Source organism: Enterobacter sp. Taxon_8, assembly GCF_058354585.1.
Genome location: NZ_CM177989.1, coordinates 2,523,161 through 2,537,875 on the forward strand (window position 1 = coordinate 2,523,161; position 14,715 = coordinate 2,537,875).

The window sequence follows — 14,715 nt, forward strand, 5'->3', positions numbered from 1 at the left end:
TCGGGATAGTGTTAAGAAATGGTCAAGGTGAACGGATGTTGTCCAGAAGAGTGCTTATTATTGAAGATGACGCCGATGCGGCCGGCGTGCTCGAAGCCTATTTACGGCGGGAAAATTACGACGTGACCATTACCGGGGACGGTCATTCCGGGCTGGATATAGCACAGCGGTGGAAGCCAGACCTCATTCTGCTGGACGTGATGCTGCCGGGGCTTAACGGCACCGAAGTGCTGGCTGGCCTGCGTCGTAAAAGCGATGTGCCGGTGATTATGGTCACGGCCATGGGGGATACTCCCGATCGCATTGGCGCCCTGCGGTACGGTGCCGATGATTACGTTGTGAAGCCTTATCATCCGGGCGAAGTGGTGGCTCGGGTGCAGGCGGTGCTGCGGCGCAGCAGTAAAAAAGAGGCTGACGAAGAGATCCTTCGCTGGCAAACGCTGGCGGTGGATGTCGCCGCCATTGTGGCGAGCGTAGACAACGGCGACGACGCGCCCGTGATGCTCGATCTTACGCCAACGGAATTCTCGCTTCTGGCAACGCTGCTGCGCTCTCCCGCACGCCCCTTTTCCCGTCAGTACCTGCTGGAACACTGTCTGCCGGAAAGCGAGGCGCTGGAGCGCGTGGTGGACACCCATATTTATAACCTGCGTAGAAAACTCGAAGCGGCGGGCATCTCCGGCGTGTTGATTAACGTTCGCGGCGTGGGTTACAGGTTCAGACAGCCATGATAAAAAACCGGCACTCCTCTCTGTGGCGCTGGATTTGCGCGCGCATCCTGGCGCTGGCTATCGGCAGCGTGATCGTCATTGCCACCTGCATGTGGCTGCGCTATGCGGTCCAGAACTACTGGATCATGGGCAGGATGCCACCGGCGGTCCGGCAGGAGTTTCTTACGCTCAGCCAGAACCCGCAGGCCAATCCGGCCCGCTTCCACTCGATTGTGGACACCTGGTGGGGCCTGAGCTATTCCACACCGTCCATCGCCTCTGCGGACTGGGTTACGGTGGCCCTGCTGGTGCTGGTGATGATCCCGTTTATCGTGGTGATGGGGCTCAAACACGCCCGACCGCTGGCACTGCAGTTCAGCCGCCTTCGCGATGCGGCAAAGGATGTCGCCGACGGGCAGTTTGGCCGTCAGGCTGAGCTCATCAAGGATGCACCGGCGGAAATGGTCAGCTTTGCGACCGACTTTAACTCCATGACGGGGCAACTCGCCCGCTATGAAAAAGAGCTCCGCGCCTCGCACGTCGCGATGGCGCACGAGCTGCGCTCGCCCCTGACGGCCGCCATTGGTCGTCTGCAGGGCATGTTGGACGGCGTGTTTGATGCCAGCCCGGCACAGCTGGGCATGGTGATGAAACAGCTCCAGCACCTCAATCGTCTCACCGATGAGCTCCATCTTCTCTCGCTCGCCGACGCGGGTAACCTTGTGCTGGAGAACCAGCCGTTCTGTCTGGATGAGCTGATTCAGGAGCGGGCGGCCTGGATCATGCCCGAGGCTGACGCGCATCATTTTCGGATAACGTTTCGCAACCCGCGCACCAGCCCCTTCAGAGGCGATGCGTTCCGTCTTGGACAGGTCGTTACCATCCTCATGGAAAATGCGCTACGTTACGGGCGCGATGGCGGCCACCTTGAGGTGGCGCTGCACTACGCCAGCGGTCATTACATCCTCGAATTTACCGATGACGGGCCGGGCGTGTCGCCCCAGTTCTTACCGGAAATGTTTAAACGCTTTAGCCGCGAGGAGCAGTCCCGCGCGCGGCATTCCGGCGGCAGCGGCCTCGGATTGTCCATCGCCCGGGCAATTTGCCAGGCGCATGGGGGTGAGATTAGCGCGTCATTATCCAAAACGGGCGGCCTCGCCGTACGCATCGTATTGCCCTGGCACCCGTCCGGTAATGAAAATATCCACTCTTGATAAAGCCTTGACAGAACGTCGAATCTTTCTCGACGTAGCGCGCATTTAATAACGCCATTCCCTTTATGGAGCGGCGTTATGTCAGACGATTTTTTTCTCTCCCTCCGCCACTGCCTGCATCATTTGTACGGCGTGGCGCGCACCCTTTCCTGGCTGCATTTTCTTCCCCTGGCCCTGCTTGCGCTGGCGATTTTTCCGCTGACTGGCTGCGGTGATAAACACGAAAACAAACCTGACCCAGTGCGTAAGGTACGCTACGTCGTCGTTGGCTCCGCCCAATCCCCTCCCGCGCTGGAAAGAACCGGTGAGATCCATGCCCACGATGAAACGACCATGAGCTTTCGGACCGGGGGCAGGATACTGACGCGCAGCGTTGATATTGGCGACCGGGTCACTGCCGGACAGCTACTGGCCACGCTTGACGATACGACCGGGAAAAACCAGCTCGACAGCGCTGAGGCCGACTATGAAGGTGCCAAAGCCTCTGCTCAGGTCGCCGCGATTAACGTCAGTCGCATGCAAAAGCTTATGCCAACGGGTGCGATAGCCCGCACGCAGCTCGACAGCGCCCGTGCGGACTGGCTTGTCGCCCGCGCGCGCTTAAAAAGCAGCGAGGCCGCCTGGCGAAATGCTCGCGAAAGCCTCGGCTGGACGCGCCTGATCGCGCCACAAGCGGGCGTCATCACGGCCGTGAGCGCCTCAGCGGGGCAGGTTGTCAGCGACGGCCAGTCCGTGCTGACGCTGGCGACCGGAGAAGGTCGCGACGTGGCGTTTGATATTGCTACTCCGGATGCGATTCCGCCTCTGGATAAGACAGAATTGCGGGTTTCCCTCCTCAGCGACCCGTCGGTACAGGCCTCTGCCGTACTGCGGGATATTACCCCGCAGGCCGATCCTCAGACCCGCACCTGGCGCGTCAGAGCGACCCTGCAAAACCCGTCGGAGGCCATGGCGCTGGGCGCCAGCGTCACCGTTACGTTGCCCTCCGCCGCCCCGCACGGGTACGCGCTTCCCGCGTCGGCGCTGACCCGCGTCGGCGACAAACCGGCCGTTTTTGTCATTACCCCGCGGTCGCAGGCGCAGCTGCGCGTGGTGGTGCCCGTCGGCTATACGGCCTCCTCCGTCATGATTGCCTCCGGCCTTGAGCCCGGTGACAGGGTGATTACGGCGGGCGTGAGCACATTACGATCCGGCGAGCCGGTGGTGCCAGGGGAGGTTCAGCCATGAGTACCGGAGCGGAAGCCAAATTTAACCTCTCCGCCTGGGCGCTTAAGAACCAGCAGATGGTCAGCTTTTTCATGCTGCTGGTGATTGCGATGGGCGTGTTCTGCTATGAGAAGCTGCCGCGTAACGAAGATCCGGCGTTCACCATTAAAACGGCCGTCGTCTCCGCGCAGTGGCCGGGAGCCTCCGTGACGGATACCACCCGCCTGCTGACCGATACGCTTGAAAAAAAGCTGCAGGAAACGCCCTGGCTGGACTATCTCGAAAGTGAAACCCGTGCCGGACGCACCGTTATCCACGTCAACCTCCGTGACGATACGCCCCCGCAACGCGTGCCCGATATCTGGTATCAGGTTCGCAAAAAAATGCAGGACATCGCGCCGTCCCTGCCTGACGGGGTGCAGGGCCCTGCCGTGGACGATGAGTTTGACGACACGTTCGGCACTATTTATGCCTTTATTCCCGACGGTTTTACCCTGCGGGAGGTGCGGGATCGCGCAGAGACAATACGTCGCGAGCTCATGTCCCTGCCGGATATGGGTAAGACCACCCTGCTGGGCGAACAGCAGGAGCAGTGGGTCCTCGCCTTTTCTCCGGCACGTCTGGCCGGTATGGGGCTCGATATTCAGGAAGTTGCCGACGCCCTCCGGGCGCAAAACGCGGTTGTCCCGGCTGGCGTTATGCGAACCGGGCAGGAGAACATGGCGATAAAGGTCAGCGGAGCGCTCACCACCGAAGAGAGCTTACGCGCCGTCACGCTGCACGTTAACAATCGCTATATTCCGCTGACCGATATTGCCACCGTCACCCGTGAAATCGCCGAGCCACCGGCTCCGGCCTACCGGGTGAACGGCAAGCCGGCTATCGGGCTGGCGGTGTCGATGGCGCCGACAGGCAACATGCTGCGTTTCGGCGCTGCGCTGAATGCCAGAATGGCGACCCTCAGCGCCGGGCTGCCGCACGGTATCGAGATGGTGAAAGTCGCCGATCAGTCCGCGGTGGTGAGTGACGCGGTAAGCGGGTTTATCCGGGTGCTTATCGAAGCCGTTGTTATCGTGCTGGCGGTTTCATTTGTCTCGCTGGGTTTACGGGCCGGACTGGTGGTGGCGACGGCCATTCCGCTGGTGCTCGCCATGACGTTTGCCGGCATGATGCTCGCAGGTATTGGCCTTCAGCGTATCTCGCTCGGGGCGCTGATCATCGCCCTGGGCCTGCTGGTGGATGACGCCATGATCGCCGTCGAAACGATGGTCTCCCGGCTGGAAGCGGGGGATTCCCGTCGGCACGCGGCCACCCATGCATTCAAAACGACGGCCTTCCCGATGCTCACCGGGACTCTGGTAATGATTGCCGGTTTTATTCCCGTTGGTTTTGCGACCTCCAGCGCCGGTGAATACTGTTTTTCCCTCTTTGCGGTGGTGCTCATTGCCCTGCTCTGCTCCTGGATTGTCGCGATCTTGTTTTCGCCGCTAACGGGTACGTGGATGCTGCCGGAAACAGTCAGACATCACGCGGCAGAACCCGGAAGGATCGCGCGCGGGTACGGACGGCTTTTACGCCTGGCATTGCGTCACCGGGTCGCTACCGTGCTGCTCGCCCTTTCCGCGCTGGGGCTGTCAGCGTACGGCACGACGTTTATGCAGGGCGAGTTTTTCCCCGCCTCGGACCGGCCCGAGCTGCTGGTCAGCCTGACGCTTCCGGCTAACGCGTCGCAGCCGGAAACGCTCAGAGAGGTGGAAAAGCTGGAAAAGGCGCTGGCCGACAACAGCAATATCGATCGCTTTTCGACGTACGTTGGCTCAGGCGCCATCCGTTTTTACCTGCCGATGGACGTGCTGCTGGAAAATGAAAATATCGCCCAGATGGTTGTGGTCGCGAAGGATCTTGCGGCGCGGGATCGTCTGCACGCACAGCTCAACACGATCCTGGCGACGCAATTTAGCGACATCATCACGCGCGTGTCGCCCCTTGAGCTGGGGCCGCCCGTCGGCTGGCCCATCAAATACCGGGTGAGCGGGCCAGATTATCTGCAGGTCCGGGCGTTTGCGAACCGTCTCACGGACGCGATTGGCCGGTCTTCGTTCTCACGCGACGTTAACCGGACGGCCGGAGAGCCTGAAAGGGTCATCACCCTTAAGGTGAATCAGACGGCGGCCAGGGCGGCGGGAATATCGTCCGAAAGCCTCGCCCGCACGCTGAATACCGTCTGGTCCGGCAGCGTCGTCACCTCGGTCAGGGATAATGACCGCCTTGTCGACGTGGTGCTGCGGGCCGAGGACAGCGCGCGCCACAGCACCGCCACCCTCTCCTCGCTCACGATTCAGGGGAATGACGGTAAAAAAATTCCGCTCAGCGCCGTCGCGACGCCGGTCTGGGGCGTGGACGATCCGGTCATCTGGCGCCGCCAGCGCGTGCCCTTTATCACGGTGCAAACCGACCTTGCCCCGGGGCTGAAGGCTGAAGCGGTATCCGCCGCGCTGCGTCCGGCGGTCGACAAGCTGCGCGCGAGCCTGCCCGCAGGTTACAGCATTGAAGAGGGCGGCGCGGTTGCCGAATCGGACAAGGGGAACAGCTCCGTCTTTACCGTTCTTCCGGTAACGCTGGCCCTCATGCTGTTGCTGCTGATGCTTCAGCTGCGGCGATATTCCCGGATGCTGCTGGCCCTCCTGATGGCCCCGTTTGGCCTGCCGGGGATCGTGCTGGCTATGCTGCCCGGCGGCACGCCGATGGGGTTTGTCGCGCTGCTGGGCGTCATCGCCCTGGCGGGGATGATCGTGCGCAACGCGGTGATACTGATTAGCGAAGTTGACAGCAATCTTGCTCAGGGGATGGCAAACGATGCCGCAATTATGGCGGCCGCGGAGCACCGGGCCAGACCCATCTGTCTGACCGCCTGCGCCGCCATTCTGGGCATGATCCCGATCTCTCATCAGGTCTTCTGGGGGCCAATGGCCTATGCCATTATCGGCGGGCTGCTGGCTGCGACGCTGGTGACGCTGACCGTGTTACCCGCGTCGTTTAGCCTGCTGTTACAGTGGGGAGCTCAGCGCAACGCCGCAGAAGACGGACTGCGCTGAGGCTCCACCGTTTCCCGGCAGATTACGCGGCGGTCAGCGCAAAACGGTCTTTCAGGACATGGCGGATTTCCTCCTCCGCCAGCTGCCGCGTTTCAGTGCCGTTCGCCGTGATGGTTTTCAGCACATCGCCCAGCAAAATCTGGCGTCCCTCCGGGCTGTGCTGCACCACCACCCTCTTCTGCACAAAGATGGCATCCGGGTGCGTGGAGTTAAGGTAGTTGGCCGGAACGAAATCAATCCATTCCTGAGGGGTGAGATCAAAGCCGTACTGCCGGGCCCACTCTCCCTCAACCTTCGCCTCAAGCAAATACTCACCCTCCGCGCTGCGGCTCAGTCGGAACGTGTCGAAATCCTGTACGATCTCAACATCAAGCGTGTCCAGCGCCATCGGCGCACGAATACCGTAGCTGCCGAAACCGAGGTCGCAAAGCCACTGTCGGCTATCTACCTCAGCAACGATCGCCATGTGGGTTTTCGGCCGCCGCGCGGGGTAGAACATCGGGCGCGCCGCCACGAAGCGGTAAGGGATCCCTAACGCCTCCAGCGCCATGGCAAAAAGCCCGTTTACCTCATAGCAGTAGCCGCCGCGCCCCTGCGTTAACACCTTATCGGCGATATCGTCTGGCGCCAGCGAGACAATTTTCCCCGCCTGAACGTCCAGATTTTCAAAGGGAACGGAAAAGAGCTGACGGCGCATGAGTGCATGCAGGGTGGCCGTATCGGCACCCGCCGGTCCGGTATAGTTTATGCGTTTGAAATAGGTGGAAATGTTGAAGTTATCGCTTTGCATAATGCCTCCTTGTCCTGAACATGCCGGACACTATAGATGGCGCGCATCAATGGCTGTATAGTCAGTTTTATCGAAAATTAGCCTGAACAGTTACCCATGTCTGCCCCGTCCCGGTCCTCTCCTCACTATCGCCGTATTGCGGATATGCTGCGTCTTACCATTACGTCCGGCGCGCTGCGCGCCGGTGACAGGATGATCTCCGCGCGCAAACTGGCCGAACGCGAGCGCGTTAGCCTTCCGACGGCGCTGGAGGCCCTTCGCTGCCTTGAGGCTGAGGGGCTGATCGTTGCGCGCCCGCGTTCAGGCTATTACATCCGTCTGACCAGCCAGCCTCCGCGTGCGGAGCCCGCGCGTTCCCCACCCGGCCCGGTCCCCGTCACGATGTCCGCCGTGGCCCGGTCGCTGTTCAGCAGTGCAGAAGCCCGGCTGATCCCGCTGGGCGCCGCCCTGCCCGATCCCGCGTGGCTGCCGGGAGATGCGCTGCAGCGGGCGTTACACTCTGCGGGCCGTCGTCTGGACGCACATGGACAGAGCTACAGCCTGCCTCCGGGAAGGCGGGATTTGCGAAGTAAAATTGCCGCGCGCTCTGCGCAGTGGGGAGCCCGTTTCAGTGCGGACGATCTCATTATTACCGCAGGCGCGACGCAGGCGCTGCGCCTGGCCCTTCGGGCCGTATGCCAGCCGGGAGATGTGGTGGCGATTGAGCAGCCCGCCTACTTTGGCACGCTCCTGCTGCTGGAGGATTTAGGCCTGAAGGCCTTAGCGGTCCCCACCGACCCTGCAGAAGGCCTGCTGCTGGAACCGCTGGCGGACGCCATCCGCTGCCACCGCCCCGCGGCCGTTCTGGCCTCGCCCACCGTGCAAAACCCGTTGGGTGCCAGCATGCCCGTCGCGCGCAAGCAGGAACTGGTTTCTCTGCTTGAAGAAGCCGGTATTCCTCTGATTGAGGACGACGTTTACGGTGACCTGGTCGGCGAGGGGCAACGCCCTCCGGCCTGCAAGGCATTCGACCAGAGCGGAAATGTGATCTACTGCAGCTCCCTGTCTAAAACGCTTGCGCCGGGGTGGCGAATCGGCTGGATTGCCGCCGGACGCTACTCCCCGCAGGTCTTGCAGGCCCGCATGGCCGGAGACTGGGCCGGTGCGCCGCTGCTGGAAGCGGCGACGAGCGACGTCCTGGCAAGCGGCGACTACGATCGTCACCTGCGGCGGCTGAAGCGGCGGATCGCAGAGGGCGTTCGCGCCGTCGTGGCACAGGTCAAGGCGAGCTTTCCACCCGGTACATGCGTTAACGTGCCCGCTGCCGGTTTCCTGCTGTGGGTAGAACTGCCTCAGCAGGTCAACGCGCTGGAGGTGCATCGTCGCGCGCTGGCGCTGGGTATAGGCGTCAGCCCCGGTCCCCTGTTTTCCCCTGCCGCCGAATTAACGCACTTTCTGCGGCTGAACTGCGCAAACGAACCCACGCCCCGCCTGCTGAACGCCGTGGAACAAATTGGTGCGCTGTGCCACGAGCTGGCCGTTTTCACACAAGACTCTCCAGCCACTCGGTAAAAACCCGCACCTTGCGGGAGAGGTGACGGTGTGGATAGAGCAGTGACAGCTTGCGGTCCGGCGAGCGATAGCCTGGCAAGACTTCAACCAGAAGACCGCGGTCTATGTAAGGCTGGAGAAAAAGATTCATCCCCTGCATTAACCCCAGCCCGGCCAGGCCTGCCGCGATGTAGGCCTCGGAGTTATCCACGACAAGCTTACCGGGCAGGGTAATCTCCGCGATGCCTTCTGGCGTGGTAAACGTCCACGGATGAATGTGTCTGCTGCGGTTATTAATCCAGTTGATGGCCTGATGCTTGCGTAAATCATCCGGCGTTTCTGGCGTACCGTGTTTTGCCAGCCAGGCCGGGCTGGCGCAGGTCGTGATTTTGATATTCCCGATTTTACGCGCAATATAATCGCCGTCCTCCAGCTCACCCACCCGCAGCACGCAGTCCAGTCCATCCCGCAGCATATCCCGACGGCGGTCAGAGCTGCTCAGAATGATGTCGATCCCGGGATGCTGACGATAAAAGTCAGGCAGATTGGGTATCACCCGCAGCGTTGCAAACGAGACCGGCATATCGACTCTAAGCTGGCCATGTATTGCCCGATCCGTACCAAACGACTCCAGTAATTCGTCCGCCTGCGCCAGCAGGGGTTTACTGCGGCGATAAAACGCTTCCCCATCCGGCGTCAGGTTAATCCGACGCGTGGTGCGCTGCAGGAGCCGCGTGCCGCTGTGTTGCTCAAGAAGCTGCAGCGCTTTGGTGACCGCCGGGCGATGGATCTGCAGATTCTCCGCCGCTTGGGTAAGACTGCCTGACTCGACAATTTCAATAAAAATCCGAATAGATTCAAAGAGGTTTATTTGCATAAGGGATGTTTTTGCCGCGAGCAGGATAAAGTTATTGTTATTAATTTTATAACAGTGATGAATATTTTTGGCTATTTTTCCTAACAATACTGCGCCCTACACTCTTCCCCATTCAAACGTAAGGGAGAGTCTGCTATGAAAAATAACCGTATTTGTCAGATCCTGGGTATCGAAAAACCTGTTATTCAGGGGCCATTGTCCTGGCTTACTGACGCCCGCCTGGTCGCTGCGGTCAGCAATGCCGGAGGGCTCGGCGTGCTGGGGCCCAACGCTGGGTTAACCGCCGATACCGCGGTCTCCACGCCGGAAGAGACCGCCGAAAAAATGCGTGAAGAAATTCGAAAAACCAAACGGCTGACCGAAAAACCGTTTGGTGTGAACCTGATCCCTACCGCCGTTAATGACGTCTGGACAGGGCCTATTCTTCAGGTGGTAAAAGAGGAAGGCGTCAGAGTCGTGGTGTATACGGGCTATGGGGAAGGCAGCATTATTCCCGCGCTGTTTAGTGAGTTAAAAGAGGCGGGTATTGCCATTATCTACCGCGACATCAACCCAACGCCGGAAAACACCCGTCTCGCAGAAGAAATGGGGGCAGACATTATCGTCGCCACCGGTTTTGACGAGGGCGGAACATTGCCCGCAACGGTGCTTGGCACCTTTTCCATCGTGCCGCTGATTGCCGATGCCGTGAAGCATATCCCGGTGATGGCCGCGGGCGGCATTACCGATAATCGCACCGCCAGAGCGGCGCATGCGTTAGGCGCTGAAGGCGTGTTTGCCGGTTCGGTCTTTATCAGCAGCGAAGAAAGCCGCGTGCCGCAGGGAGTCAAAGAGAAAATTATTGCCGCCAACGGCCTGGACCTGCTGCTTTTCCGGACCGTGCCCCATTACTACCGCTCTCTACCCGGCAAGCTGGCGGAAAAACTGGCGGCGATGGATAAAGCAGGCGCAAGCAACGAAGCGCTGGGCAAGGCGATGGGAGGATTACGGGGCCTGCGCCTGGGCATGCTGGAAGATAACACCGATGAAGGCTATATCGCGCTCGGCACGGGGATTGGGAACATCCACAGCGTGAAAAGCGTGGCCGAGATCGTCAATATGTTAGCGGTTGAGTAAGCCCCTGGCGTCCTGACGGTTATCAGGACGCCCTGTGTTCTCAGGGAATAATCCGCGCGGCTCTCATCTGCGCGAACAGGCTGAAAAACATCTCATCGGTCGCCTGCATTTGCGTAAAACCCGCCCTGCGCAGCTTGCTCCCGTCACCGAACATGTCGTAATCCCAGCTAAAGACAAAATCGGCAAACCGCCCGTCGCTCAGCTGCAGAATATCCGCTTCCACCAGCCGCTCTTCGGCAAGTTCGCGCCATACGCCGCGATAGTCGTTAAACAGCTGATGAAATGACAGCCTCACCGGCGGCGCAGAGTCCAGTTCAAACCAGCGTGCGATGCGCGGCCACAGCTCGCTCCAGCGCCAGATATCTCCATTGTTTACGTTGAAGGCCTGATTCTGTGCCGCAGGTGACGCGGCGGCCCACAGCGTGGCCTCGGCCAGCAGCCCGGCGTCGGTATGATCCACAATGCTGTGCCAGGTCTGTTCTGAACCGGGAAAACGCAGCGGTAAACCCAACGCCTTGCACAGGGAGGCGTACAGGGCGATGCTCAGCGCAAGGTTCATGGCATTGCCCGGCACCGCGCTCCCCACCACGCCCGGCCTGATGGCATTCCAGTGCCAGCGTTTTCCCCGCTGAAACTGGCTGAGCCACGTGAGCTGTGCGGCGTTAAACTCGGCCCCCGGCACGCCGGGATCGCTTTCCCGCGCCGGGGTTTTAAACGGCCCCAGATGCGCGCCGTAGACCTTGTACCCCTGCATCAGGCTTATCGTCTGCAAAGGTGCCGCTGTTTCGAGGGTGCTGACCAGATTGCGCAGCATGGTGACGTTCGGCTCAACCATGTCCGTCCAGTTCGCCGCGTTCGCCCAGGCGCTGTAAAAGATGTGGGTGACACCGTTCAGGGAGCGCAGCGCCCGGGCGCTGTCCTGTTCATCCAGTAAATCGACCTTGACCATCGGAATGCCGTCAGGATGCGATCCGGCATGACGGCTGAGGCCAATCACCTCCCACTGATGGTTCAGGAGCGTGTTGACCAGCTGCCTGCCGACAATGCCGCTGGCGCCCGCGACCAGGGCGACGTTGTGTTGCTGCCTCTTACTCATGGTGTTTCTCCGGAAAGGGTGACAGCCACAGTGTGATATATTATTTTTTCTGCAAATACTCCCTGAAATCGATGGCACTTATAAGCAGAATCATTAAATGAATAACAAGCTCACCGCCATTTCTACCTTTCTACGCGTCGCTGAAGCAGGCTCGTTCTCAGCGGCCGCCCGTCAGACCGGGATTAAGCAGTCCGCCGTCAGTCAACAGATCGCGGCGCTTGAGGAAGCGCTTGGTGTGGTATTGCTGCACCGAACGACGCGTACGATGAAGCTGACCGAACAGGGTGAACGTTACCGGCGTGATATGCAGCTTGTGCTGGACGCCATGGGGGAAGCGGAGAGGCGTTTACATCCTGCCGATCATAGCGTTCAGGGACGCGTCCATGTCCAGTTACCGAGCGGCCTGGGTCAGATCTTTTTACCGCATCTGCTGGCGCTGCAGCGCCTGCATCCCGAACTGCAGCTGATGATTTCTCTCGATGACCGCCTTGCCGATCTGGTGACGGAGGGCGTGGATATCGCGATACGGCTGGGCAGCGAGCCTCCGCAGGCGCATGCGGCTCGCGTGCTGGGGCGTATTGAGGCGGCGCTGTTTGCCGCTCCCGATTTTCAGGCGGTACACGCCGTCAGCGAGCTGGCGACGCTCCCACACGTGCGGTTCAGCGGCATTCCGCTGGATGCCCCCCTGCGCCTGATTTCTGACGAGGAAACGGTCGAGGTCAACGTGAATACCGTTTTCCGTGCCAACACCAGCGACGCGCTGCTGCAGGCGCTGGAATCCGGCATGGGTATCGGCGGCATGCAGCGACCGCTCGTGGCCAGAGCGCTGCAGGTGGGCACGCTGGTACCGGTGCTGCCCGACTGGCGGTTACCCGATCGCTTCCTCTATGCCGTTTATCCTGATGCCCGCTTTATTCCGCAGCGCGTCAGAAAGGTCGTCAGCGTGATTGAGCAGTTACTGCCTGAAATAATAAAGAAATGCTGATGATTCCCCCCCGTAAATTACGTGCATTTTTCAACCGCCAGGAATAGAGTATTTTTACCGTATCCCCTTTTTCTGGAGCACTTATGCCGGAGTACTGTTTTTTCCAAAAAGGCCCAAACCTCATAGCAATCGAAAGCGCAAACACCGATGCGGCTGCACAGCTCATCGCCCAGGGGTTCGAAAAACAGTTCGAGGAGATCGGCGCCGCGGATGAAAAAGAGGCGCTTACTCGCCTTACCGATATCCGTAAAAATAGTGAGATCGATCGTCATAACTTCCTGGCCGGTGCGGGCGAAATGCCGCTGATCGGCGTGCTGGCGGCTGCGGCAACCTGGTTGATTCAAAAGAAATAACGCAACGATACTCTACCTCGCCACCGGCAAATCGGCGTACCGCGTTGTATAGGCCGGTGACAACATTTCCCGTTTCATCGCCCACGGTTTCTCAATACCCTGCCCGGCAAACCATATCTTCCCTTTGCCGGAATGATTCAGGCTGTCGATCGTTTCCATCAGCGCCGCGCTGTTGGCGCGCAGGCGATTATCGTCAAACAGGTTAAGCTGGGCGACGCCGCTGCTGAAAAAGTCCGCCAGCATGACCCCGGCCTTCATATAGCGATACCCGTCGAGCCATATCCGCCCCAGCGCTTCCGTGGCGGCGCGGATGATATCGCGCGAGTCATTGGTGGGCGTCATCAGGGTGACCGAAGCCTGATTGCCGTAATAAATTTCGTTGTCCGCATGCGGGCTGGTGCGCACAAACACGCTGATAAAACGACAGTATTGATGCTCGCCGCGCAATTTCTCTGCGGCGCGTTCCGCGTAGGCGCAAATCGCCTGGTGCATTTCCTCGTACTGCATAATACGGTGTCCAAACGAACGGCTACAGATAATTTGCTGCTTCGTGGGGGTGAACTCCTCCAGGTCAAGGCAGGGCTCACCGCGAAGCTCGCGGGCCGTACGCTCCAGCACCACGTTAAAATGTTTGCGAATGACCCACGAGGAGGCCTCCGCCAGCTCCAGCGCCGTGGTGATCCCCATCGCGTTGAGCTTTTTCGTGATGCGTCGGCCTACCCCCCACACCTCCTCTACCGGAACCTTTTCCAGCAGTTTACGCTGCCGCTCGCGGCCTGAGAGATCGACCACGCCGCCGGTGCCGGACCACCGTTTCGCCGCATAGTTGGCCAGCTTCGCCAGCGTTTTGGTCGGGGCAATACCGACGCCAACGGTTAATCCCGTATTTTTAAAGACCTGCGAGCGCATCTGGTGACCAAACGCTTCCAGTGACAGGCAGTGACTGACCCCTGAAACGTTCACGAACGCCTCATCAATGGAGTAAATCTCTATTGCCGGGGCGAGATCGGTCAGCGTCTGCATTACCCGACTGCTGAGATCGGCATACAGCGCATAATTCGAGCTAAAGACGTAAACTTTTGACGGATATAGTTTTTGTTTGAATTTAAAATACGGCTCACCCATTTTTATGCCGAACTGCTTTGCCTCCCGCGACAGTGAAATAATGCAGCCGTCGTTATTGGAAACCACCACGATGGGCTTCCCCTCCAGATCGGGGCGGAAGACCCGCTCGCAGGAGGCATAGAAGCTGTTCACATCAACCAGCGCGAACATGTCTATGCGTTTTAAGCGTGTGGGTGACGACGCCGAAGATCTGCAGCTCCTCTTCGGACTGAAAGGTAATCGGCTGATAGCGGACATTATGTGGCAACAACCTCAGAACCGGGCGCGTCTGTAGCTCCTTCACCGTAAACTCACCGGCGACCGACGCCACGACGATATCTCCGTGTTCGGCATTTAACGAGCGGTCAACCACCAGCAGATCGCCATCGCCGATCCCCGCCCCAATCATGGAGTCTCCACTCACCTTAATAAAATAGGTCGCACTGGGGTGCCTTACTGCCAGCCGGTTAAGATCGAGACGATCCTCCACATAATCCTGTGCCGGGCTGGGGAACCCACAGGCAACACGTTCTAAAAACAAAGGTAATTCAATGATTTGTTTTGGTTGATAAGAAAAGAGAGTGTCCATAATGCCTTTCTCGCCGAATGCTGTATATAAATACAGTATTACGGATTATG

General features: G+C 59.6%; 13 protein-coding genes. 8 read left to right on the top strand and 5 right to left on the bottom strand.

Annotated features, from left to right (window positions below; all coding sequences use genetic code 11):
* The first annotated feature begins 35 nt into the window (after positions 1-35).
* The 4 genes from AC4IBF_RS11885 to AC4IBF_RS11900 all read left to right on the top strand — a co-directional run bounded on the left by AC4IBF_RS11885 (position 36) and on the right by AC4IBF_RS11900 (position 6,225).
* Positions 36-731 carry a response regulator gene (locus tag AC4IBF_RS11885; RefSeq protein ID WP_133294284.1) on the top strand — a complete coding sequence of 232 codons (696 nt, stop codon included), beginning with the start codon at positions 36-38 and terminating at the stop codon, positions 729-731.
* The gene (locus tag AC4IBF_RS11890; protein ID WP_325813399.1) at positions 728-1,924 is read left to right on the top strand and encodes a sensor histidine kinase; all 1,197 of its coding nucleotides are present in this window, start codon (positions 728-730) and stop codon (positions 1,922-1,924) included. The genes AC4IBF_RS11885 and AC4IBF_RS11890 overlap by 4 nt, the downstream gene beginning before the upstream one ends.
* A 78-nt stretch (positions 1,925-2,002) precedes the next feature.
* Entirely contained in the window at positions 2,003-3,151 is a 1,149-nt protein-coding gene (locus AC4IBF_RS11895; protein ID WP_491462838.1) for an efflux RND transporter periplasmic adaptor subunit, read from the top strand.
* Entirely contained in the window at positions 3,148-6,225 is a 3,078-nt protein-coding gene (locus AC4IBF_RS11900; RefSeq protein ID WP_491462839.1) for an efflux RND transporter permease subunit, read from the top strand. Before AC4IBF_RS11895 ends, AC4IBF_RS11900 begins: the two co-directional genes overlap by 4 nt.
* Before the next feature lie 22 nt (positions 6,226-6,247).
* Here the strand turns inward: AC4IBF_RS11900 and AC4IBF_RS11905 are convergent, their stop codons facing one another.
* Positions 6,248-7,015, bottom strand: a complete 768-nt coding sequence (locus AC4IBF_RS11905) for an arylamine N-acetyltransferase family protein (RefSeq protein ID WP_367897234.1) — start codon at positions 7,013-7,015, stop codon at positions 6,248-6,250.
* Between the two features lie 96 nt (positions 7,016-7,111).
* Here AC4IBF_RS11905 and AC4IBF_RS11910 point away from each other — a divergent pair, with 96 nt between their 5' ends.
* Positions 7,112-8,566 carry an aminotransferase-like domain-containing protein gene (locus AC4IBF_RS11910; protein ID WP_367897233.1) on the top strand — a complete coding sequence of 485 codons (1,455 nt, stop codon included), beginning with the start codon at positions 7,112-7,114 and terminating at the stop codon, positions 8,564-8,566.
* On the opposite strand, the gene AC4IBF_RS11915 is transcribed toward AC4IBF_RS11910, so the two are convergent.
* Positions 8,538-9,422, bottom strand: coding sequence for a LysR family transcriptional regulator (locus AC4IBF_RS11915; RefSeq protein ID WP_367897232.1), 885 nt, complete (start codon positions 9,420-9,422; stop codon positions 8,538-8,540). The genes AC4IBF_RS11910 and AC4IBF_RS11915 overlap by 29 nt on opposite strands.
* Before the next feature lie 135 nt (positions 9,423-9,557).
* On the opposite strand from AC4IBF_RS11915, the gene AC4IBF_RS11920 reads away from it, so the two are divergent.
* Positions 9,558-10,538 carry an NAD(P)H-dependent flavin oxidoreductase gene (locus AC4IBF_RS11920; RefSeq protein WP_491462840.1) on the top strand — a complete coding sequence of 327 codons (981 nt, stop codon included), beginning with the start codon at positions 9,558-9,560 and terminating at the stop codon, positions 10,536-10,538.
* Positions 10,539-10,578: 40 nt separating this feature from the next.
* On the opposite strand, the gene AC4IBF_RS11925 is transcribed toward AC4IBF_RS11920, so the two are convergent.
* Complete coding sequence (locus AC4IBF_RS11925) at positions 10,579-11,634, bottom strand: SDR family oxidoreductase (RefSeq protein WP_133294276.1); 1,056 nt, start codon at positions 11,632-11,634, stop codon at positions 10,579-10,581.
* 97 nt (positions 11,635-11,731) lie between these two features.
* Between AC4IBF_RS11925 and AC4IBF_RS11930 the strand changes: the two genes are divergently transcribed.
* Both AC4IBF_RS11930 and AC4IBF_RS11935 read left to right on the top strand, forming a co-directional pair.
* Positions 11,732-12,619 carry a LysR family transcriptional regulator gene (locus tag AC4IBF_RS11930; RefSeq protein WP_133294275.1) on the top strand — a complete coding sequence of 296 codons (888 nt, stop codon included), beginning with the start codon at positions 11,732-11,734 and terminating at the stop codon, positions 12,617-12,619.
* Between the two features lie 83 nt (positions 12,620-12,702).
* Positions 12,703-12,972, top strand: a complete 270-nt coding sequence (locus AC4IBF_RS11935) for a hypothetical protein (RefSeq protein ID WP_126303207.1) — start codon at positions 12,703-12,705, stop codon at positions 12,970-12,972.
* 12 nt (positions 12,973-12,984) lie between these two features.
* On the opposite strand, the gene umuC is transcribed toward AC4IBF_RS11935, so the two are convergent.
* Both umuC and umuD read right to left on the bottom strand, forming a co-directional pair.
* Positions 12,985-14,247, bottom strand: coding sequence for a translesion error-prone DNA polymerase V subunit UmuC (umuC, locus tag AC4IBF_RS11940; protein WP_136194757.1), 1,263 nt, complete (start codon positions 14,245-14,247; stop codon positions 12,985-12,987).
* The gene (gene umuD / locus AC4IBF_RS11945; RefSeq protein WP_133294273.1) at positions 14,231-14,665 is read right to left on the bottom strand and encodes a translesion error-prone DNA polymerase V autoproteolytic subunit; all 435 of its coding nucleotides are present in this window, start codon (positions 14,663-14,665) and stop codon (positions 14,231-14,233) included. The genes umuC and umuD overlap by 17 nt, the downstream gene beginning before the upstream one ends.
* Positions 14,666-14,715: the final 50 nt, after the last annotated feature.